This is a genomic window from Bradyrhizobium betae (assembly GCF_008932115.1).
Classification (GTDB): Bacteria; Pseudomonadota; Alphaproteobacteria; order Rhizobiales; family Xanthobacteraceae; genus Bradyrhizobium; species Bradyrhizobium betae.
This window is the reverse complement of sequence record NZ_CP044543.1, coordinates 5,269,191-5,288,021: the sequence shown is the minus strand read 5'-3', so window position 1 is coordinate 5,288,021 and position 18,831 is coordinate 5,269,191. Positions and strand designations below refer to the sequence as shown.

The window sequence follows — 18,831 nt, the reverse complement described above, 5'->3', positions numbered from 1 at the left end:
GGGCACGACGCGGCGGGTAATCTTCCGCTGCGCCGCACAACATCCGACCAAAGCCGTGTCGGAAACGCAATTACAGGCTATGATTGCGCAATGCTGGAACACTTCGCCGGCGCGGAGAAAAAAGGCCGATCGCATGACACCGGATGGTATCGCCGTAGCCGTCATGATCATCCTGCTCTTTCCGATGGGCTACTTCACGCTGGCCTCACCCGCCTTTCTTCTGGTGAAGCTTGACATCCAGCCCGTCGCCCAGCTGCTGCGCGGAATGTTCAACGCCCATTTCATGGTGATGCGCGTTGCCGGCGTGATCGGGACGTTGGCGTTTCTCCTCGACGGGCGCCTGGCCGCCGCGACGGGCGTCGGCCTGCTCACAGTCCTGGCAATCTACGGTCGCCCTTGGTTCATGCAACGCATGGACCACCAACTCAGCGCGACGGACGCCGGCGACACTGACGCCCCGCGCCGGCTCCGCCGACTGCATTGGAACGGCATGCTGTGCAACGCAGTTCTTCTCGCCGTGCTCCTGGCCAGCATCCCCTACGTCGCGATGTCCGCCTGAGAGATATCGCCGAACGACCGGCGACGGCCCAAACGCCGCCGAGTCTAATGCTCGTTCGCGACGGCCGCGCCCTGCTGCGCCTTGTGGATCGAGGACGGCACCACGCCGAAATATTTCCGGAACACACGGCTGAAATGCGATGAGCTGGAGAAACCCCAGGAGAACGCGACGTCGGTGATGGTCTTGCCGCCGTGAGCTTCGAGCTCCTGGCGGCAATTCTGCAGACGTGCCTGCCAGATGTAATCGCTCACCGTGGTGCCGCGCTCGGAAAACAGCATGTGCAGATAGCGCTTGGAGCAGCCCAGCTCGGCGGAGATCTGGTCGATGCACAGATCCGGATCGCGCAGGTGCTCGCGGATGAAGAACTGCGCCCGCACATACATTGCCTCGGGCCCGACACGATCGAACCCCGTGTCCGCTTCGCGCAGCGGCAGCAGCAAGAGATCGATCAGCGAATCGGCGACGCCGACCGCGCTGTTCGCCGAAAGCTTGGCCGCCTCGTCGAAGGTCGCGTGGACGAAATCATGGGCGATGCGTCCCGTACCCGTCTTCGCCGACAGCTTGCAGGCCGGCATCCGCTGCGACGGGAAACCGCGGTCGCGCAATAGCGCCTTCGGAACGATCACCACATCGTGGCGGGTGAAGGCGGGGCTGATGATCAGATGCGGACAGGAGACATCGTAGGCGATGATGTCGCCCGGGTTGATTTCGATGTGGCGGCCTTCCTGCTCGAAATAGGACACGCCGTAGGTCTGGAAGTGAATCTTTATGTAGGGGTGCTCATTGGCCTTGGCCCGCGCCAGCGTGTGCGCGATGCGATGCTGGCTGACCTCGATCTGGCACAGTTTCAGGCGCGAGACGGAGGTGTAGTCGATGCGGCCCTCGAGCGAGGATGCTTCCAGCGGATCGACGTCGAAATGTCCACACAGGCTGGTCAGCCCGTCGATCCAGCTCTGGATCTGCCGCTTCGGCGTCAGTCCGGTCGTCGAGAGCGTGTGAATTGTGTCGGACATTAATCCAGCCACTGGTCCTACCCGGATATTCAACGCGAATCGCGACCAGCGCTGCTGGAGCCCTCCGCCGTGATTGCGTGACGTTTACCTCGAATTTGAGCGATCTTGTGGAACGAGCGCCATCATTCCATTGCCACCCTTGAAAGTTAATCCTCCGCCTTAGTTGCAGCGCCGTCAAGGGGAACCTGAGCGTTGCACGCCGCGCCGCACGATGCCGAAGCCGCTGAATTCGCTACTGCAAAATCAAATTCTTCGCGTCCGTGCGCTATCAAGCAAACTAGCTTCTCTCTTGGGCAAGTTTCCCGATGGCGAAGTCGTTAGGGATTGCGAAGGGAACAACAAGAACGGGCCGCTCCTGCACGTGGACCCGTAGCTCTCATCCCGAGGAGGAAACAGCACAGCATCGTTTCTGGTCCCAATCGTGACCGCCCTGCACGAGCAGACGCCGGACGAGAAGCCCGGTGATTGAGCAATGCTTCAGAAACAATAAACGATACCAACGGAGGAACGACTATGCGCAAGGTGTTACTGGCGACCCTTCTTGGCTCCGCGGCGGCGCTTGCCGTCGGGAGCGCGTCAGCGAATGACGAAGTGCTCAAGATGTCCCAGAATCCCAAGGATTGGGTCATCCCGGCAGGCGACTATGCCAGCACTCGCTATTCCAAGCTGAACCAGATCAATGCACAAAACGTCGGCAAGCTTCAGGTCGCCTGGACCTTCTCGACCGGCGTGCTGCGCGGCCACGAAGGTGGTCCGCTGATCATCGGCAACATGATGTACGTCCACACGCCGTTCCCGAACAAGGTCTACGCCATTGACCTTTCCAACGAGAACAAGATCGTCTGGAAGTACGAGCCGAAGCAGGATCCGAACGTCATTCCGGTGATGTGCTGCGACACGGTCAACCGCGGCCTCGCCTTCGGTGACGGCAAGATCTTCCTGCATCAGGCCGACACCACGCTCGTCGCACTCGATGCCAAGACCGGCAAGGTCGCATGGACCGCCAAGAACGGCGATCCCGGCAAGGGCGAGACCGGAACCTCGGCACCGCTGGTCGTCAAGGACAAGGTGCTGATCGGCATCTCCGGCGGCGAGTTCGGCGTTCAGGCCCATATGTCAGCCTACGACATCAAGACCGGCAAGCTGGCATGGCGCGGCTATTCGGAAGGTCCGGACGACCAGATCCTGGTCGACGCCGAGAAGACCACCGCGCTCGGCAAGCCAGTCGGCAAGGACTCGAGCCTCAAGACCTGGCAGGGCGATCAGTGGAAGATCGGCGGCGGCGCGACCTGGGGCTGGATCTCCTACGATCCCGAGCTGAACCTCGTCTATTACGGATCGGGCAACCCCTCGACCTGGAATCCGAAGCAGCGTCCCGGCGACAACAAATGGTCGATGACGATCTGGGCACGTAACCCGGACACCGGCATGGCCAAGTGGGTCTACCAGATGACGCCCCACGACGAGTGGGACTATGACGGCGTCAACGAGATGATCCTCTCGGACCAGTCGATCAACGGCCAGCCGCGCAAGCTGTTGACGCATTTCGATCGTAACGGCCTCGGCTATACGATGGATCGCGCCACCGGCGAATTGCTGGTCGCCGAGAAGTTCGATCCGAAGGTGAACTGGACCTCGGGCGTGGACATGGACAAGAACTCGCCGACCTATGGCCGTCCGAAGGTGCTCGACGCAGCTTCGACCGACAAGGCGGGTGAGGACCACAACGTGAAGGGCATCTGCCCGGCCGCGCTCGGCACCAAGGACGAGCAGCCGGCAGCCTACTCGCCGGACACGCAGCTGTTCTACGTTCCGACCAACCACGTCTGCATGGACTACGAACCGTTCAAGGTGAGCTACACCGCGGGCCAGCCCTATGTGGGCGCAACGCTCTCGATGTACCCGCCGGCGGGTGAGACCCATATGGGCAACTTCATCGCCTGGGACGGCAAGACCGGCAAGATCGTCTGGTCGAACAAGGAGCAGTTCTCGGTCTGGTCGGGTGCGCTCGCAACCGCCGGCGGCGTGGTGTTCTACGGCACGCTCGAAGGCTACCTGAAGGCGGTCGACGCCAAGACCGGAAAGGAGCTCTACAAGTTCAAGACTCCCTCCGGCATCATCGGCAACGTCACGACCTATGAGAACGGCGGCAAGCAGTATGTCGCAGTGCTCTCGGGCGTCGGCGGCTGGGCCGGCATCGGTCTGGCGGCAGGCCTGACCGATCCGACCGCCGGTCTCGGCGCAGTCGGCGGCTACGCGGCCCTCAGCAACTACACGGCGCTCGGCGGTACGCTGACCGTGTTCTCGCTGCCGGCGAACTAGCCTCATCTCGTATCGCTCCGGCGCGTGGATCAACTCCACGCGCCGGCTCGTCTCCTCCCGATGCCTTCGAGGACAATCTCTTGCGTAAAATCTGCCTTGCCATCGTTGCAATCATCTTCGTTGCGTCCGGAGGACTTGCACAAGCGGGAGGTCCGGGCGACCCGACCGCCGTCAAGAAGGAAGACGACGGAAAGTGGCTCGATAAGGAAGGAAACCCGACCTACAAGATTTCGGCCGACGGCACCGTGGACTGGTTCACCTATTCCGGATACCGCCGCTATCACTCCGACTGTCACGTCTGCCATGGTCCCGACGGCATGGGATCGACCTACGCGCCGGCCCTGAAGGACTCCGTCAAGACCATGAGCTATGGCGACTTCCTCGGCGTCGTCGCGTCCGGCCGCAAGAACATTTCGACCGCGCAGGAGAACGTCATGCCGGCCTTCGGCGACAACCCGAACGTCGCCTGCTACATGGACGACCTCTACGTCTATCTCCGCGCCCGCTCGACCGAAGCCTGGGGCCGGCAGCGTCCCGCCAAGAAGGACGAGAAGAACGAGGTCTACACCAAGGCGGAAGACGCCTGCATGGGCCACAAATGAACGTTACGAGGACTGCCAGGACTACTTCTTGGCGTCCTATGAGAATCTGAGGAGTTACCGATGAAGACACGTGCCGCCGTCGCATTCGAAGCCAAGAAGCCGCTCGAGATCGTCGAACTCGATCTGGAAGGGCCGAAGGCCGGAGAAGTGCTGGTCGAGATTAAGGCGACGGGCATCTGCCATACCGACGCCTACACGCTCGACGGCTTCGACAGCGAGGGAATCTTCCCGTCGATCCTGGGCCATGAGGGCGCCGGCATCATCCGCGAAATCGGCCCGGGCGTGACCTCGGTGAAGCCGGGCGATCACGTCATCCCGCTCTACACGCCGGAATGCCGGCAGTGCAAAAGCTGCCTGAGCCAGAAGACCAATCTCTGCACCGCGATCCGCGCGACGCAAGGCAAGGGCGTGATGCCTGATGGCACCAGCCGCTTCTCCTACAAGGGCAAGCCGGTCTACCATTATATGGGCTGCTCGACCTTCTCGAACTTCACCGTGCTGCCGGAGATCGCGGTCGCCAAGATCCGCGAGGACGCGCCGTTCGACAAGAGCTGCTACATCGGCTGCGGCGTCACCACCGGCGTCGGTGCCGTGGTCAACACCGCCAAGGTCGAGCCGGGCTCCAACGTGGTCGTGTTCGGCCTCGGTGGCATCGGCCTCAACGTGATCCAGGGTGCCAAGATGGCCGGCGCCGACAAGATCATCGGTGTCGACATCAACGACTCCAAGGAGGATTGGGGCCGCCGGTTCGGCATGACCGAGTTCGTCAACCCCAAGAAGATCACCGGCGACATCGTCCAGCATCTCGTCGGCCTCACCGACGGCGGCGCCGACTACACCTTCGACTGCACCGGCAACACCACCGTGATGCGCCAGGCGCTGGAAGCCTGCCATCGCGGCTGGGGCACCTCGATCATCATCGGCGTCGCCGAATCCGGCAAGGAGATCGCCACCCGCCCGTTCCAGCTCGTCACCGGGCGCAACTGGCGCGGCACGGCTTTCGGTGGCGCGCGTGGCCGCACCGACGTGCCGAAGATCGTCGACTGGTACATGAACGGAAAGATCCAGATCGATCCGATGATCACCCACGTGCTCAAGCTCGAAGAGATCAACAAGGGTTTTGACCTCATGCACGAGGGCAAATCCATTCGTTCCGTCGTCGTGTACTAGCTCGAAAGCGTCACCCCCAAGGAGGATCGACCCATGACTGTTGCACTCCATCCCTCGATCGACAACGGCCTCAAACAAGGTACCGGCCATTTTGCCGGCGGCACGCTCGCCTGCAAATGCAAGGACCACCAGGTCAAGGTGGGCATCAAGGGCGACGTCGCGCACAACCACGCCTGCGGCTGCACCAAGTGCTGGAAGCCGCAGGGCGCGACATTCTCCGTCGTCGCCGTCGTGCCGCGCCAGAACGTCACCGTGCTCGAGAACGGCGACAAGCTCCAGATCGTCGACGCGTCCGCGGTGATCCAGCGCCACGCCTGCAAGGCCTGCGGCACGCATATGTTCGGCCGGATCGAGAACAAGAACCATCCGTTCTACGGCCTCGACTTCATCCATCCCGAACTGTTCCAGGAGCAGGGATCGCAGGCGCCGCAATTCGCCGCCTTCGTCTCCTCCGTGATCGAATCGGGCGTGAAGCCGGAGCAGATGGCCGGCATCCGCACGCGGCTGAAGGAAATCGGGCTCGAGCCCTATGACTGCCTGTCACCGGCGCTGATGGACGCGATCGCGACCCACGTGGCCAAAGCCAAGGCCGCGTAACCAAGGCGGCCTGAACAAGGCCGCCGGACCACACTCCCTGCCCCGTCCCCTCGCTGGCCTCCAGCGAGCCGGACGGGGCCAGTCTCGGGGCGACCGCGGCGATGCCGCCGCCTTCACTCTGCGTATGAGGGCCACGAGCTCCTCAGTCCTGGTCTCTGAATGACTGCGCAGTGCCGCCTGCTTCCCATTCGAAGTCCGCGCCCCTGCGTTTCTCCCTCCCTCGACTGAGGCACACTGCTTCGTCCGCGCAGTCATTCTGCCGGACGAAGCTTTTTTCTGCGCGCTCATTTCGCAAGCGCACAGTGCAACCCACCGGCGCGCAACGTGATGCCGCGCCCTGCTTTTGACAAACCTGCGTTGCAGTCTTTTCCCGTCAGGAACACTCGGCTGTGAATGCCGGGCCTGTGCGATCTCTGTTACGGTCGCCCCGTCACGATGCCGCGCGAAGTTCAATCAAACAAGAACAACACGGGAGAGGTATCGAGCACATCCGGACATCACGATTCGCATTTCTGCCTCCTGCCGGGATCTGCCCGCGCGGGACAAAGGCTCGAATGCGGCGACGACGCAACCAACATTGCGCCGACGGACGTCGGCAATGTCAAAATCAGCAAGCTTATGAAGAGCGAGGGACGATCATGATCAAGGTGAAGATCAACGGCCAGGAACAGAGCTGGGACGGCGACCCGGATCTCCCGCTACTCTGGTTCCTGCGTGACGAAGCCGGGCTGACCGGCACCAAATATGGCTGCGGCCAGGCCCTGTGCGGCGCCTGTACGGTCATCGTCGGCAAGGAAGCCGTACGCTCCTGCATCACGTCGATCAACGACGTCGCCGGCCGCGAGGTCACCACGATCGAGGGCCTGCATCCGAACGGCGATCATCCCGTCCAGAAGGCCTGGCGGCAGGTCAACGTCCCCCAATGCGGCTTCTGCCAGGCCGGCCAGATCATGCAGGCTGCTTCGCTGCTGATGGAGAACCCCAAGCCGTCGCACGACCAGATCCGCGAGGCGATGGCCGGCAATATCTGCCGCTGCGGTTGCTATCAGCGCATCGAGAACGCGGTCCATCTCGCATCGACGGGAGTGTGACATGAATTTCATCGACAACCCTGGGAAGCTTCGTGGCTTCGAAAAGAACATCCGCGTCGAGAAGGTCTCGCGCCGCAACATCCTGAAAGGACTCGGCGTCACCGGCGGCTTCGTGCTCGCCGCGCCCGTGATGTCGCGCCAGGCCTTTGCCTATGAGACCGGCGCCGGCAAGATGCCGCATGGCGTCGTGGTCGATCCGCGCGTGTTCGTCGCGGTCGCGTCCGACGGCACCGTCACCATCCTTGCCCACCGTTCCGAGATGGGCACCGGCGTGCGCACCAGCCTGCCGCTGATCGTGGCCGAGGAGATGGAAGCCGACTGGTCGAAGGTCAAGGTGCAGCAGGCCCATGGCGACGAGGTCACGTTCGGCAACCAGGACACCGACGGTTCGCGCAGCACGCGGCATTATCTGATCCCGATGCGCCAGATCGGCGCCTCGGCCCGCACCATGCTGGAGCAGGCCGCGGCCAAGCGCTGGAACGTGCCGGCGACCGAGGTGAAGGCCGTCAATCACGAGGTCGTCCACAGCGCCAGCGGGCGCAAGCTCGGCTTCGGCGAGTTGGCTGCCGATGCCGCCAAGGAATCGGTGCCTGCTATCGAAGGCCTCAAGCTGAAGGACCCCAAAGACTTTCGCTATCTCGGCAAGGGCCAGGTCAGCATCGTCGATCTCCACGACATCACCACCGGCAAGGCGCGCTACGGCGCCGACGTGCGGCTGGCAGGCATGAAATACGCCGTGATCGCCCGCCCGCCGGTGACCGGCGGCAAGCTGGTCTCGTTCGATCCCGACGCGGCGCTGAAGGTGCCCGGCGTCGAGAAGGTGATGAAAGTTCAAGGCTGGCCGTGGCCGTCGAAATTCCAGCCGCTCGGCGGCGTCGCCGTGATCGCACGCAACACCGGCGCGGCGATCAAGGGCCGCGACGCACTGAAGCTGGTCTGGGACGACGGCGCCAACGGCAAATACGACTCGGTCGCCTATCGCAAGGAGCTCGAGGAGGCCTCACGCAAGCCCGGCCTCGTCGTGCGTGCCGAGGGCGACGCGGACGCTGCGTTGAAGAGCGCCGACAAGGTCGTGGTCGGCGAATACTACCTGCCGCACCTCGCCCATGTCAGCATGGAGCCGCCGGTAGCCGTCGCCGACGTCAAGGGCGACAGGGCGGAGATCTGGGCGCCGGTGCAGAGCCCCGGCGGCACGCGCGAAGACGTCGCCAAGACGCTCGGCATCCCCGAGGGCAATGTCACCGTCAACGTGACGCTGCTCGGCGGTGGCTTCGGCCGCAAGTCGAAATGCGACTTCGCGCTCGAGGCCGCGCTGCTGTCGAAGGAACTCGGTGCGCCCGTGAAGGTGCAGTGGACGCGTGAGGACGACCTCCACCACGACTTCCTGCACACCGTCTCCGTGGAACGGATCGAGGCGGGGCTCGACAAGAGCGGCAAGGTGATCGCCTGGCGTCACCGCAGCGTGGCGCCCACCATCGCGTCGACGTTCGCGGCGGGCGCCAAGCACGCAGCGCCGTTCGAGCTCGGCATGGGCCTCGTCGACATGCCGTTCGAGATCGCCAACATCTCCTGCGAGAACCCGGAAGCTGCCGCGTTCACCCGAATCGGCTGGTTCCGCTCGGTCTCGAATATCCCGCGCGCCTTCGCGGTACAGTCGATGGTCGGCGAGATCGCCGCTGCGACCGGACGCGACCAGAAGGAGACGCTGCTCGCGCTGATCGGCAGCCCGCGCATCGTCAAGCCCGCCGTCAAGGACATGTGGAACTACGGCGAGCCCACTGACAGCTACCCGATCGACACCGCGCGCCTGCGCAAGGTGGTCGAGCTGGTCGCCGAGAAGGGCGAATGGGGCCGTCAGGTACCCAAGGGTCACGGCCTCGGCATTGCCGTGCACCGCAGCTTCGTCAGCTACATCGCGACCATCGTCGAGGTGGCCGTCGACGACAAGGGCAAGCTGAGTGTGCCGCGGGTCGACACCGCGATCGACTGCGGCACCTATGTCAACCCCGAGCGCATCGCCTCGCAGATCGAGGGCGCGGCGATCATGGGGCTGAGCCTGACCAAATACGGCGCGGTCACGTTCAAGGACGGCAAGGTGGAGCAGAAGAACTTTGACGACTTCCCCGTCGTCAGGATGGACGAATCTCCTGTTGTGACCAACGTCTACATCGTTCCGCCCGGACCCGACACGCCGCCAAGCGGCGTCGGCGAGCCCGGCGTGCCGCCGTTCGCACCTGCGCTGATGAATGCGATCTTCGCCGCGACCGGCAAGCGTATCCGCAGCCTTCCACTCGGCAAGCAATTGGAGGCTTAGCGCGGGAACATAAGGCGGCTCCGCGCCGTTTCCATCGATCTGACAGGAGCAGATCGATGACCAACATCTCAAGGGCGCTCGCAGTCTCGTTGCTGTCGGGCGCCTTTTTCATGACGACCACAGGCGCGTTCGCGCAGAACAGTACGACGCCACCGACCACAGCCACCCGCCCCACCGCGCCGGAGCAAAACTCGCTGCCCAACGCCAACGCCCCGCCCGCCTCGACCACCCAGACCACCGGGCAGAGCAGCACCGATCCGAAGATTCAGGAGATGAACCAGAAGGAAAAGGACAAGGTGGATCGGCAGGGGAAGTAGTTGTCTGACGACTGCGCATTGATCTCCCCTCGCCCCTTGCGGGAGAGAGCCGCGACGCTGGTGGCAACAAACTCGCTTGGGTGAGGGGTATGTCTCCGCGAGCACACCTTGCGATTTGTGTACGCGGATAGATACCCCTCATCCGGCGCTCCGCTCCACCTTCTCCCACAAGGGGAGAAGGTGAAAGCAAGGAACACGCAAAATGCGGCGGACGTTGCCGTCCGCCGCATTTGCCCCCAGAGGCTCCGCTACTTTCGATCCGCCCGCGGAGCTCATTTCTTCAGCGCGAACACCCAGACGACGCCGCCTTGCGGCACATTGGACTCGATGCCGATATTGTTGGTCGCGAGCGCATCCTGGATGCGCTGCGCGTCGACGCCCCAGCCAGACTGGATCGCGATGTACTGGGTGCCGTCGATCTCATAGGACACCGGCATGCCCATGATGCCGGAGTTGGTCTTCTGCTCCCACAACAGCTCGCCGGTCTTGGCGTGGAAGGCGCGGAAGTTGCGGTCGTTGGTGCCGCCGACGAAGACGAGATCGCCCGCCGTCGCCGTCACCGAACCGAACAACTGGGATTTCGGGAAGTTGTGCTGCCACACCTTCTTGCCCGTGGCGGGATCCCAGGCCTGGAGCTCGCCGAAATGGTCCGCTCCCGGCTTCGCCTTGAGGCCGATGTCCTCCGGCTTGGTGCCGAGCCAGAGCTCGCCCGCCTTGAGCGGAACCTTCTCGCCGGTGAAGCCGCCGCAGAAATTCTCGTTGGCGGGCACGTAGACCAGACCAGTCTTCTGGCTGTAGGCCGCCGACGGCCAGTCCTTGCCGCCCCATAGCGACGGACAGAACTCGACGCGCTTGCCGATGACCGGCTTGTGGTCGGGATCGACGATCGGCCGCCCGCTCTCGGCATCGATGCCCTTCCAGACGTCGGTTGCGACGAACGGCCAGCCGGCGACGTAGTTGATCTTGGTCGGGGTGCGTTCGAGCACCCAGAAGATCGCGTCGCGGCCGGGATGCACCAGGCTCTTGATGGTGCGGCCGTCGCGTTGCAGGTCGATCAGCATCGGCGCGTCGACCTCGTCCCAGTCCCAGGAATCGTTCTGGTGATACTGGTGATAGGTCTTGATCTTGCCGTTGCCCGGATCGAGCGCGAGCACCGACGAGGTGTAGAGATTGTCACCGGGATGCGTCTCGCCGGGCCAAGGCGCGGCATTGCCCACGCCCCAGTAGATCGTCTTGGTGTCCTTGTCGTAATTGCCGGTCATCCAGGCGGAACCACCGCCGGTCTTCCAGTCGTCGCCCTGCCAGGTATCGTGGCCGGGTTCGCCTTCGCCGGGAATGGTATAGGTCCGCCACAGCTCCTTGCCTTCCTTGGCATCGAAGGCGGCGACGTAGCCGCGCACGCCGAGCTCACCGCCGGAGCCGCCGACGATGACCTTGCCCTCGACGATCAGCGGCATCAGGGTCATGTACTGACCTTTCTTGTAGTCCTGCACCTTGGTGTCCCACACCACCTTGCCAGTCTTGGCGTCGAGCGCGACGACATGATCGTCGGTGGTGGCGAGATAGAGCTTGTCTTCCCACAGGCCGACACCGCGGTTGGTCGGATGCAACTGGAACAGATCGTCGGGGAGCTGCCGCTTGTAGCGCCAATATTCGTCGCCGGTCCTGGCGTTGATCGCGATCACCTGTCCCATCGGGGTCGTTACGAACATCACGCCGTTGTTGACGATCGGAGGCGCCTCGTGGCCCTCGACCACACCGGTGGCAAACGTCCAGACCGGCGTGAGAGTCTTCACGTTCGAGGTGTTGATCTGGTCGAGCGGACTATAGCCCTGCCCGTCATAGGTGCGCCGATAGAGCATCCAGTTGCCGGGTTCCGGATTCTCCAGGCGCTGCTGGGTCACGGGAGAATAGTTCTCGATCGGGCCGGCGAACGCGGCGGTCGAGACGAGACAGGTGAAGGCGACGAAGCCGGACAGGTACCATTGCTTGCTGGTGACCGACGTTTGCTTGGAGGTTTTCATGGACGTTCCCCTTTTTCATCCGTTTGAATTCTTGTTTTGAATTGTTGTTTTGAATTCTTGTCGTCCCGTCGTCCGCCCCTCGGCGGATGCGGCCTCTCGTGACGCGGGCATATCCCGCACCGTCCGTCATCCTGGCTGCACGCCTCCCACCTTTCCGATGAAGTTACCGGCGACGCTGAGCGAGCCGTCGGCAAGCGCAATCGGCAGGGCGGCGAGCCGCCGCGGCGCCGGCCCGAACACGACCTGCGCGCCCGCGCGGGGATCGTATTCGGAGTTGTGGCACATGCACTTGAACACCTCCTTGTCGCCGGCATCGCTCTTGACCCAGGCGGTGACGGGACAGCCGGCATGCGAGCAGATTGCCGAATAGGCGAGGATGCCGTCGACGGCACGCGCCCGGGTTTGCTCGTCGAGCTCGGCGGGATCGAGCCGGATGATCAGGATCTCGTTGAGACGCGAGGCGCTACGCACCACCGAAGTGCTCGGATCTTTCGGCCAGGCATGCAGCGGCGGTCCGCCCTTCGGTATATCAGCGGCGGTGATCAGCTTTCCTTCCTGCTCACCGTCGGAGAAGACCAGCTGGTCGCCTTTCCTTGGACGCTCGTCGGAGCCGGGCGGATCCTCGCCCGCGCGAGCCTGCGTTGAACAACCGAGGCAAGCGGTGGTCGCGAGCGCACCAAGCAGCAGCGTTCGCCGCGTCTGCTCGGTACCCGCGTCGATGTCAGGTTCCGCAGTGATCTTCTCGGAGGATGAGGACGTTGTGCTGAGCGATGCGCGCGACATGCCCGCTAGCAGGCGCTGGAACTCTGCCTAAATGAAGGCGGAGAATTGGCGCCGCAGTGCATCAATATGTCTTTGCTCGTTTTGATTGAACGCGAATGAACGCATTCAAACGCGTTTTCGCGAATTCTACGTCGCACCGCGCGAATGGCATGATGATTTTGCAGACCAGACCGATGATGACGGAATTGGTACAACGCGCCATCAATCACGCAATGCAACCTTGACGCGACACAGCTGCACGGTTCGCAGGCAGGCTCGTCGTCAGGACCTGAGCACGTGACGCGGCGCGGCGATGCGGCCGGCGATCGTCGCCGATGCCATTTCAAAACTGTCGGCGATGCGCCGCGCCTTGTCGATGAACAGCGCAGCTGCCGGCGGCGGGCAAACCTCGCGCGCGGTCTGTTCGAACAGATCGAGCCAGCGGTCGAAATGATCGCCGACGAGGCTCAGCGGCATATGCGCCCGCATCGGCGAGCCATGATAGCGGCCGCTCATCAGGACGACCGACGACCAGAAATCCCGGAGCTTGGCGAGATGCTCGTCCCAGTTCTGCACGACGCCGAACACCGGTCCCAGCAGCGCATCCTCGCGCACGCGGCCGTAGAAACGGGTGACGAGTTCCCCGATCATCTCTTCGGTAATCCCGGTGCGCTCGATCGCATCCTGGGTCAGCAGGTTCCGCCGTGCGACCGCAGCTTCGCGCTCGGCCTTCAGTCGATCCGACATGTCCTTTGTTATCCGTTCCTAGTTCCCGCGGGCTGCCCGTTCGACATTGTCGGGCCAATTGCGCACGGCGTCTTTGTCGCAGCGCAAATTGCGGGGATGGGGCGGGGCGCAAACGCCCCGCCTCCGCGCGTGATCAGGCGCTGTAAGTGTAGAAGCCCTGCCCAGTCTTGCGGCCGAGATGGCCGGCGTCGACCATTTCCTTGAGCAAGGGGGCCGGACGGTATTTGGGGTCGTTGAAGCCCTTGTAGAAGACTTCCATCACCGACAGCATGGTATCGAGCCCGACCAGGTCGGCGAGTGCCAGCGGCCCAATCGGATGGTTGCAGCCGAGCTTCATGCCGGCGTCGATCTCCTCGGCGGTCGCGATGCCTTCCTGCAGCGCGAAGATCGCCTCGTTGATCATCGGGCAGAGGATGCGGTTGACGGCGAAGCCCGGGCTGTTCTTGGCGGTGATCGCCACCTTGCCGACGCGCTGGGCGAAATCGAGCGCCTTGGCATGGGTATCGTCTGAGGTCTGCAAGCCGCGGATGAGCTCGAGCAGCGCCATCACCGGCACCGGGTTGAAGAAGTGCATACCGATGAAGCGGTCGGGACGATCGGTTGCCGCCGCGAGCTTGGTGATCGAGATCGACGAGGTGTTGGTCGCGAGCAGCGTGCGCGGCGACAGCGTGGCGCAGAGGTCCTTCAGGATCTTGACCTTGAGCTCCTCGTTCTCGGTCGCAGCCTCGATGACGAGATCACAACTGGCGAGCTTCGCCCGGTCGGTGGTGCCGGTAATGCGCTTGAGCGTGGCGTCGCGGTCGGCCGCCGACATCTTCTCCTTCTTGACCAGGCGCTCGAGGCTGCCGCTGACGGTGGCGACGCCGCGGTTCACCGCGGCATCGGAAATGTCGACCATCACGACCGAAAGACCGGCCGCCGCGCAGATCTGCGCGATGCCGTTCCCCATGGTCCCTGCCCCGATGATGCCAACCGTCTGGATCATTGCCTTAAATCCTTCTCATCCTGCGGCCCGTGCCAGCCGGCCAGGCGCCATTTTCCTGCATCAGGATCTAGCACCGCCGCCGGGCGGGTGCGACCTGATCCTGCCCCTTCCTTAAAGCATCCGAGGCGGGAATAAAGCCGCAAACGGCATGATTTGGCTCAATCGACCGGGCGGCTTGCCGCCCTCCGCCTCATTCGAGACGGAGCACCTTGCCGGGATTCATGATGTTCTTGGGGTCGAGCGCCCGCTTGATCGTCCGCATGATGTCGAGCTCGGTCCTGGAACGATAATGCGAGAGCTCGTCGAGCTTCTCGATGCCGATGCCGTGCTCGGCCGAGATCGAGCCGTCCATGGAGGTGATGAGGTCGTTGACGGCCCGGGTGATCACCGCGGAATACTGGCCGAGCGCGACGCGATCCATGCCCTTCGGACCCATGAAGGAGAAGTGCACATTGCCATCTCCGATATGGCCGAGCGGATAGGGGCGGATCGTCGGCAGGATGTCGAGCGCCGCCTTGAGACCCTTGTCGATGAACTCGGGAATCCGTGAGACGGCGACCGACACGTCATAGCTCAGGCCCGGTCCCTCGGCCCGCGATGCCTCGGCCACGCTCTCGCGAATGCGCCACATGTTGCGCGACTGCGCTTCGGTTTGCGCGATCACCGCATCCAGCACCCGACCTGCTTCGAGCTGGTCGGCCAGAAACTGCTCCATCCGCTCCGACATGCCCGCACCGCTGTCCTCGCGCGGCCGGGCCGAGGACCATTCCAGAAGCAGATACCACTCGATATGCGCCTTGAGAGGGTCCTGGGTGCCGGGAATGTGGCGCAGCACCATGTCGGTACAGGCGCGGCTCATCAACTCGCAGGAGCCGACATTGTCGTCGGACGCGGCGTGTGCCTCCGACAGAAGCTCGATCGCGGCACTGGGATCGCGGATCGCGAGCCATGCCGTGCAGACGTCTTTCGGCGCCGGCCAGAGCTTCAGCACCGCCCTGGTGATGATACCGAGCGTGCCCTCGGCGCCCATGAACAAATGCTTGAGGTCGTAGCCGGTGTTGTCCTTCTTGAGGGCGCGTAGACCGTTCCAGACCTCGCCATTGGCGAGCACGACCTCGAGACCCAGCACCAGATTTCGCGCATTGCCATAACGCAGCACCTGCACCCCGCCGGCATTGGTGGACAGATTGCCGCCGATCATGCACGAGCCCTGGGCACCCAGGCTGAGCGGAAGAAAGCGATCATGGCGCGCCGCGGTCTCCTGAAGCGTCTGGAGGATGCAGCCTGCCTCCACCGTCATGGCATAGCCGACGGGATCGACACTCAGCACCCGGTTCATGCGACCGAGCGACAGCACGATGCCGCGGTGCGCCGGCCACGGCGTGGCGCCGCCCATCAGGCCGGTGTTGCCACCCTGCGGCACGATGGCAATGCCGTTGTCGTGGCAAAGCTTGACGACGGCGGAGACCTCCGCGGTGCTGGCCGGACGCACCACTGCCGCAGCCTGCCCCGCCAGCTCGCCGCGCCAATCGGTCACGAAAGGCTGCTTGTCCTGCTCGTCCAGGATCATGCCCTTGTCGCCCACGATGGCCCGCAGGCGGTCGACGATGGCTGGCGTCACGGGCGCGGTCGGAATCGAGGGAGCGGTGAGAAGGGCTGCACCGGGCATGTGGTCCTCTTCTTGCGGCTCTTCTGCGCAGCCTGAGGCGCGCCGGCCTTCGTTGTTGTTCTCAGTTCTGGGCGTTCGCGCGATGACCTTAGCACGAAGGTCGCGCGTGCGGGAACGTCCCCCGCTGCGACGCTCGTGCAGACCTGCTGCGACTGCCGATGCGGCGAGCGCACTTCCGCCGATGCCCGGCGTGCCCTACTGTGCCGCCATCAACCTGGATTGGAGATCATGAGCCGCTTCTGGAGTCCGGTCGTCCACACGCTTTCGCCCTACGTCCCCGGCGAGCAGCCGAAGCAGGACGGCATCGTCAAGCTCAATACCAACGAGAATCCCTATCCGCCCTCACCCCGCGTGCTGGCGGCGATCGCCTCGGCTGCGGAGCGACTGCGCCTCTATCCCGATCCGCACGCCACACGCCTGCGCGAGGCGATCGCGGCCCACAGCGGAGTCGCGCCCGAGCAGGTGTTCGTCGGCAACGGCTCGGACGAGGTTCTGGCGCACACCTTCCAGGCCCTGCTGAAGCACGACAGACCGCTTCTGTTTCCCGACATCACCTACAGCTTCTATCCCGTCTATTGCCGGCTCTATGGCATCGTTCACGAGGAGGTGCCGCTCGATGCCGCGATGAGGATCGCGCACGGCGACTACCGGCGTCCCTCGAGCGCCATCCTTCTCTGCAATCCGAACGCGCCCACCGGGGTCGCCCTTCCGCGCGAGGCAATCGCGGGATTGCTTGCCGAAAACCCGGACCGGCTGGTGGTGGTGGACGAAGCCTATGTTGATTTCGGCGCCGAGAGCGCCGTGCCGCTCGTTGCGCATCACGACAATCTGCTCGTCATCCAGACCTTCTCGAAATCGCGCTCGCTCGCCGGCCTGCGGGTCGGCTTTGCGATCGGCCAGCGGTCGCTGATCGAGGCGCTGGAGCGGGTGAAGGACAGCTTCAACTCCTATCCCGTCGATTGCCTCGCCATCGCCGGCGCGGTCGCTGCCATCGAGGACGACGCGTGGTTCCGGAAGACCTGCACACGCATCATTGCAAGCCGCGAAATCCTGGCTCGCGATCTCGAACAGCTCGGCTTCGAGGTGCTGCCGTCGCTCACGAACTTCGTCTTCGCGCGCCATCGGAGCCGGAGCGGAGCCGATCTCGCCGCTGCGCTGCGCGAGCGCGGCGTTCTCGTCCGGCATTTCCGAAAGCCGCGCATCGACGATTTCCTGCGCGTCACGGTCGGAACGGAGGAGGAGTGTGCGCGGCTGATCGAGGTGTTGCGCGGATTGATCTGATCCGGAGACTTCAGAAGCCGCGCCGCCGCTGGAACTTTGCGCATTTCAAGAACGTTGAAGCTGGTGACTGAGGCCAAGCGGCCCTGACACCAATTTCACGGAGGTTTTGCGATCTTTTCCGACGATCAAGACATCGACCATGGCGACCTCAGGAGTTCGACAACGCCATGGCTTACGAGCGGCGGCCCCGAAATTCGTCCTGTGGCGGGAAGCTTTGCATGTGATGTCCTGGTCGTCGGCGCGGGCATCACTGGCGCCATGGTCGCCGAAAGCTTCACGCGCCGCGGGCACGAAGTCGTCATCATCGATCGGGAAACGCCGGGACATGGCAGCACCGGCGCCAGCACCGCGATGCTGCTCTGGGAAATCGATCGTCCGTTATCCGAACTCACGCAGGCTTACGGATTCGAACGTGCGGCGCGCTGCTACACGGCAAGCATCCGGGCCGTCCAGGGCTTGATCTCGTTGACGCGCCGCTATCGGATCCCATGCCACATCAGGGATCGGCTCTCGCTCTACCTTGCAGTCGACGACAGCGGCAGATCCCTGAGAGAAGAGTCCGAGCTGCGCGCGCGGGCCGACCTGCCCGGCGTGTTTCTCGACCATGCGTCACTGTTCCGGCGGTTCGAGATTGCGCGCGCCGGTGCGATCCTGTCGCCGCATTCTGCCGATGCCGATCCGGTCGAGCTCACTCATGAGCTTCTGAAGATATCCATCGGGCGCGGGGCCGCGATCCGGCAAGCCGACGCGACGGCTTTCGAAAGCGCCGGTGCCAAGGTCATCGTCGGGCTCAATGGCGGCTACGAGATCGAGGCAAACCGCGTGGTGCTGTGTACGGGCTACGTCATGCCCGGCATCGTGCGTCCGACCATCCAGCGTCCCACTTCGAGCTGGGCGATCGCCACAGAGCCTCAGCCCCAGAACCTGTGGCCGGAAGACGTGCTGATCTGGGAAGCAAGCAAAGACTACCATTATGCCCGCAGCACAACCGACGGCCGGATCATCTTCGGCGGCGAGGATGATGATTCCGCGATCGAACCGCAGGCGCGCGAGGCCCTCACCTCCGCCAAGCGAAAACGCCTGAGGCAACAGCTTGGGGCGATGTGGCCGCGATCCTCCGGCAAGATTGACTATTGCTGGTCGGGGGCGTTCGACACGACGCAGGACGGCTTGCCCTTGATCGGCCCGGTCCCCGGACAGAAGAACATCTTCGCGGCCTACGGCTACGGCGGCAACGGCATCACGTTCAGCTATCTTGCGGCCGAATTGCTCGCGACCTTCTGCTCTGGAGGCAACTCTCCCCTGCTTGACGATTTCGCGATCGATCGCAGCGGGTAAGCATTCCGCCCATCAAAGCGTTCCGTACCTGGAACTCCTG

Annotated in this window: 16 protein-coding genes; 10 read left to right on the top strand and 6 right to left on the bottom strand. The window is 63.7% G+C overall.

The features are described 5' to 3' along the window. Positions 1–133: 133 nt before the first annotated feature. Entirely contained in the window at positions 134–559 is a 426-nt protein-coding gene (locus tag F8237_RS25305) for a hypothetical protein (protein WP_151650666.1), read from the top strand. 44 nt (positions 560–603) lie between these two features. Here the strand turns inward: F8237_RS25305 and F8237_RS25300 are convergent, their stop codons facing one another. Further along, positions 604–1,572: a helix-turn-helix domain-containing protein gene (locus tag F8237_RS25300; protein ID WP_151648924.1), complete on the bottom strand. Its 969-nt coding sequence runs from the start codon at positions 1,570–1,572 to the stop codon at positions 604–606. A gap of 513 nt (positions 1,573–2,085) precedes the next feature. Here F8237_RS25300 and xoxF5 point away from each other — a divergent pair. The 7 genes from xoxF5 (at position 2,086) to F8237_RS25260 (ending at position 9,985) form a co-directional block, all read left to right on the top strand. Further along, a complete protein-coding gene (xoxF5, locus tag F8237_RS25295) occupies positions 2,086–3,894 on the top strand; it encodes a lanthanide-dependent methanol dehydrogenase XoxF5 (protein WP_151648922.1) in 1,809 nt (602 codons plus the stop codon). Between the two features lie 80 nt (positions 3,895–3,974). Then, the gene (locus tag F8237_RS25290; RefSeq protein WP_374761590.1) at positions 3,975–4,496 is read left to right on the top strand and encodes a c-type cytochrome, methanol metabolism-related; all 522 of its coding nucleotides are present in this window, start codon (positions 3,975–3,977) and stop codon (positions 4,494–4,496) included. Between the two features lie 60 nt (positions 4,497–4,556). Beyond that, entirely contained in the window at positions 4,557–5,666 is a 1,110-nt protein-coding gene (locus F8237_RS25285; RefSeq protein WP_015684623.1) for an S-(hydroxymethyl)glutathione dehydrogenase/class III alcohol dehydrogenase, read from the top strand. A 33-nt stretch (positions 5,667–5,699) separates the two neighbouring features. After that, positions 5,700–6,263: an S-(hydroxymethyl)glutathione synthase gene (gene gfa / locus F8237_RS25280; protein WP_151648920.1), complete on the top strand. Its 564-nt coding sequence runs from the start codon at positions 5,700–5,702 to the stop codon at positions 6,261–6,263. A gap of 638 nt (positions 6,264–6,901) precedes the next feature. Beyond that, positions 6,902–7,354, top strand: coding sequence for a (2Fe-2S)-binding protein (locus F8237_RS25270; RefSeq protein ID WP_151650664.1), 453 nt, complete (start codon positions 6,902–6,904; stop codon positions 7,352–7,354). 1 nt (position 7,355) lies between these two features. Then, a complete protein-coding gene (locus tag F8237_RS25265; protein WP_151648918.1) occupies positions 7,356–9,668 on the top strand; it encodes a xanthine dehydrogenase family protein molybdopterin-binding subunit in 2,313 nt (770 codons plus the stop codon). A 56-nt stretch (positions 9,669–9,724) separates the two neighbouring features. After that, positions 9,725–9,985 (top strand): hypothetical protein, encoded by a 261-nt coding sequence (locus F8237_RS25260; protein ID WP_151648916.1) that lies wholly within the window; start codon positions 9,725–9,727, stop codon positions 9,983–9,985. A gap of 272 nt (positions 9,986–10,257) precedes the next feature. Here F8237_RS25260 and F8237_RS25255 read toward each other — a convergent pair whose 3' ends face one another. The 5 genes from F8237_RS25255 to F8237_RS25235 form a co-directional block, all read right to left on the bottom strand. Continuing rightward, positions 10,258–12,009 carry a methanol/ethanol family PQQ-dependent dehydrogenase gene (locus tag F8237_RS25255; protein WP_151648914.1) on the bottom strand — a complete coding sequence of 584 codons (1,752 nt, stop codon included), beginning with the start codon at positions 12,007–12,009 and terminating at the stop codon, positions 10,258–10,260. Between the two features lie 126 nt (positions 12,010–12,135). Next, the gene (locus tag F8237_RS25250) at positions 12,136–12,792 is read right to left on the bottom strand and encodes a QcrA and Rieske domain-containing protein (RefSeq protein WP_151648912.1); all 657 of its coding nucleotides are present in this window, start codon (positions 12,790–12,792) and stop codon (positions 12,136–12,138) included. A 261-nt stretch (positions 12,793–13,053) separates the two neighbouring features. Further along, entirely contained in the window at positions 13,054–13,518 is a 465-nt protein-coding gene (locus F8237_RS25245; protein ID WP_151648910.1) for a group III truncated hemoglobin, read from the bottom strand. A 133-nt stretch (positions 13,519–13,651) separates the two neighbouring features. Then, positions 13,652–14,503, bottom strand: coding sequence for a 3-hydroxybutyryl-CoA dehydrogenase (locus F8237_RS25240; protein WP_151648908.1), 852 nt, complete (start codon positions 14,501–14,503; stop codon positions 13,652–13,654). A 190-nt stretch (positions 14,504–14,693) separates the two neighbouring features. Further along, the gene (locus F8237_RS25235; protein ID WP_151648906.1) at positions 14,694–16,172 is read right to left on the bottom strand and encodes an FAD-binding oxidoreductase; all 1,479 of its coding nucleotides are present in this window, start codon (positions 16,170–16,172) and stop codon (positions 14,694–14,696) included. A 228-nt stretch (positions 16,173–16,400) separates the two neighbouring features. Here F8237_RS25235 and hisC point away from each other — a divergent pair, with 228 nt between their 5' ends. Further along, on the top strand, positions 16,401–17,453 hold the full coding sequence (gene hisC / locus F8237_RS25230) for a histidinol-phosphate transaminase (protein WP_151648905.1): 1,053 nt from the start codon (positions 16,401–16,403) through the stop codon (positions 17,451–17,453). A 201-nt stretch (positions 17,454–17,654) separates the two neighbouring features. Continuing rightward, the gene (locus F8237_RS25225) at positions 17,655–18,791 is read left to right on the top strand and encodes an NAD(P)/FAD-dependent oxidoreductase (protein WP_244625965.1); all 1,137 of its coding nucleotides are present in this window, start codon (positions 17,655–17,657) and stop codon (positions 18,789–18,791) included. Positions 18,792–18,831 lie beyond the last annotated feature (40 nt).

Excerpts from the sequence above, each read along its gene's own strand:
- F8237_RS25305 (WP_151650666.1), top strand. The coding sequence starts at position 134 with ATGACACCGGATGGTATCGCCGTAGCCGTCATGATCATCCTGCTCTTT.
- F8237_RS25300 (WP_151648924.1), bottom strand. The coding sequence starts at position 1,572 with ATGTCCGACACAATTCACACGCTCTCGACGACCGGACTGACGCCGAAG.
- xoxF5 (WP_151648922.1), top strand. The coding sequence starts at position 2,086 with ATGCGCAAGGTGTTACTGGCGACCCTTCTTGGCTCCGCGGCGGCGCTT.
- F8237_RS25285 (WP_015684623.1), top strand. The coding sequence starts at position 4,557 with ATGAAGACACGTGCCGCCGTCGCATTCGAAGCCAAGAAGCCGCTCGAG.
- gfa (WP_151648920.1), top strand. The coding sequence starts at position 5,700 with ATGACTGTTGCACTCCATCCCTCGATCGACAACGGCCTCAAACAAGGT.
- F8237_RS25270 (WP_151650664.1), top strand. The coding sequence starts at position 6,902 with ATGATCAAGGTGAAGATCAACGGCCAGGAACAGAGCTGGGACGGCGAC.
- F8237_RS25265 (WP_151648918.1), top strand. The coding sequence starts at position 7,356 with ATGAATTTCATCGACAACCCTGGGAAGCTTCGTGGCTTCGAAAAGAAC.
- F8237_RS25260 (WP_151648916.1), top strand. The coding sequence starts at position 9,725 with ATGACCAACATCTCAAGGGCGCTCGCAGTCTCGTTGCTGTCGGGCGCC.
- F8237_RS25255 (WP_151648914.1), bottom strand. The coding sequence starts at position 12,009 with ATGAAAACCTCCAAGCAAACGTCGGTCACCAGCAAGCAATGGTACCTG.
- F8237_RS25250 (WP_151648912.1), bottom strand. The coding sequence starts at position 12,792 with ATGTCGCGCGCATCGCTCAGCACAACGTCCTCATCCTCCGAGAAGATC.
- F8237_RS25245 (WP_151648910.1), bottom strand. The coding sequence starts at position 13,518 with ATGTCGGATCGACTGAAGGCCGAGCGCGAAGCTGCGGTCGCACGGCGG.
- F8237_RS25240 (WP_151648908.1), bottom strand. The coding sequence starts at position 14,503 with ATGATCCAGACGGTTGGCATCATCGGGGCAGGGACCATGGGGAACGGC.
- F8237_RS25235 (WP_151648906.1), bottom strand. The coding sequence starts at position 16,172 with ATGCCCGGTGCAGCCCTTCTCACCGCTCCCTCGATTCCGACCGCGCCC.
- hisC (WP_151648905.1), top strand. The coding sequence starts at position 16,401 with ATGAGCCGCTTCTGGAGTCCGGTCGTCCACACGCTTTCGCCCTACGTC.